At 65.7% G+C, this 2,112-nt stretch carries 2 protein-coding genes; both read left to right on the plus strand.

Annotation, left to right across the window (positions count from 1 at the left end; all coding sequences use genetic code 11):
• Positions 1-437 precede the first annotated feature (437 nt).
• Entirely contained in the window at positions 438-950 is a 513-nt protein-coding gene (locus Uis1B_RS11705; RefSeq protein ID WP_101616300.1) for a helix-turn-helix domain-containing protein, read from the plus strand.
• A complete protein-coding gene (locus Uis1B_RS11710; protein ID WP_101618401.1) occupies positions 950-1,804 on the plus strand; it encodes an IS3 family transposase in 855 nt (284 codons plus the stop codon). The genes Uis1B_RS11705 and Uis1B_RS11710 overlap by 1 nt, the downstream gene beginning before the upstream one ends.
• Positions 1,805-2,112 lie beyond the last annotated feature (308 nt).

Here is a 2,112-nt window from a genome sequence, read left to right on the forward strand (position 1 = left end):
GGCCTGAACATGTCCGGGGCGATCATCGGCGGTGCGAGCGCCGACCGCGTGCTGATCGGCAACTATCCGGCCGAACAGGTGGCGGCGGATCTGCTGTTCGGCAAGCTCGCNCCATGGGAGGCCTTCGCCTACGAGCTGTAGGCTGTGCGCCGTGGGCTGAGCCCGTCAAGGAAACGGCAGAGCCGTTTCTAGGGCTCAGGCGAGCCGACAGGCGAGCTGACTGATGAGGCTGAGCCCGTTAAGGAAACGGCGGGGCCGTTTCTAGGGTTCAGGCTCGCCGACAGGCGAGCGGACAGAGCGCGGCCGAAAGGCCGACCAACACCACCGAGAAGCTGTCAGCCGGAGGCTGACTGATGAGGTGGCTGGTGCTTGGTGAACTGCACCCCGATTGTTGGACTGGAGTAATTCAGATTCGATGATCGGAGGTGCGGTTTCTCATGTGCGGGGATCGCAGACGCCATTACGGCGACGAGTTCAGGAAGACGGCCTTGGCCCTGATCCGTCAGGGCATCGGGGCGAGGGCCCTGGCCGGACGGGTTTGCATGCCGCGGTCGACCGCGGAAAAATGGGTGTTGTTGTACCGGATCGGCGGGGAGGCGGCGCTCATGGGAGAACGCGGCAACAGGAAATACGACTACGGGACGAAGCTCGCGGCGGCGCGCGACCGCGTGGAGCACGGCCTGACCAAGGCCGAGGTCATGGCCCGGTACGGGATCGCGAGCATCACGACGCTCGAGAACTGGTGCCGCGAGTACCGTGCGGGAGGCCCGGACGCGCTGCGGCCGAAGCCGAAGGGCCGGCCCAGGGGCGCCAAGCCCAAACCGAAACCGGCTCCCACGAGGGAGCAGCTCCTCGAGGAGGAGAACGCGTACCTGAGGGCGAGGGTCGCGTACCTGGAAAAAGCCCGCGCCCTGCTGGCGTCGAAGTCACCAACCGGGAGAAATCGGTGATCGTCTCGACGCTGGCGGGGCTCGGATACCGGCTCGTCCACCTGCTGAGGGCGGCCGGACTGGCGAGGAGCACGTACTACCATCACCTGTCGCATCCGGCGGCCGTCACCCGGCCGGACATCGAGCCGATGGTCGCCGAGATCTTCCATCGCACCCCGAACGGGTGCGGCCACCGGCAGGTGCGCATGTGCCTCGTGCACGAGTTCGGCGTGAGGGTGAGCCACAAGAGCGTGCTCAGGGTCATGCGCCGCATGGGTCTGGAATGCCGGATACGCCGGCCGAACCCGTACCGGAGGTACAGCTCGTACCGGGGCGGGACGGGCGCGGGGGTGCCGAACCTGCTGAAGCGGGACTTCGGGGCCGACCGGCCCTGGATGAAGCTGGGCACGGACGTCACCGAGTTCAGGGTCGCCGGCGGCAAGGCGTACCTGGCGCCCGTCTACGACATGGGATCGAAGGAGATCGTCGCCTGGGACGTAAGCCGGCGTCCCGACCTCGCCCAGCAGCGAAGGCTGCTCGCCATGCTCGAGGACCGTCTGCCCGAGGGCGTCGATCCCGTGCTCCACAGCGACATGGGATGGCAGTACCAGCACCGGTGGTGGCGCGACCGTCTCGCGGAACTGGGCATACGCCAGTCCATGAGCAGGAAGGGCGACTGCATCGACAACGCCGCGACCGAGCAGGTGTTCGGCCATCTCAAGGACGAGTTCTACACCGGCCGCGAGTTCGCCTCCTACGAGGAGTTCGAGACCGGTCTGAACGAGTACATCATCCACTGGAACACCAGACGACGCCAGAGACGGCTGGAGGGACGCACCCCGGAGGAATTCCGGAGTATGTCCCTCGCAGCCTGATCAGGTACCCTTAATAAACCGCGTCTAACAATTGGGGCGCAGTTCATTGGTTGGTGTTTGGTTCATGCGTGGCTCGGACCACCTCATCCGTCCGGCTTCGCCGTCCACCTTCCCCTCGGAGGGGAAGGCCGGAATCTGTGGCTGAACCCGTCAAGGAAACGGCAGAGCCGTTTCTAGGGCTCAGGCTCGCCGACAGGCGAGCTGACTGATGAGGTGCCGTAGACGAAGCCCGGATCGGATGTTCGGTTACTATTAGGTGACGAAAATCAGACGACGGAGCAATGCCGAGCTGCGGGGCGGACGGGCGC

It is taken from the genome of Bifidobacterium margollesii, assembly GCF_002860355.1.
GTDB classification, from domain to species: Bacteria; Actinomycetota; Actinomycetes; order Actinomycetales; family Bifidobacteriaceae; genus Galliscardovia; species Galliscardovia margollesii.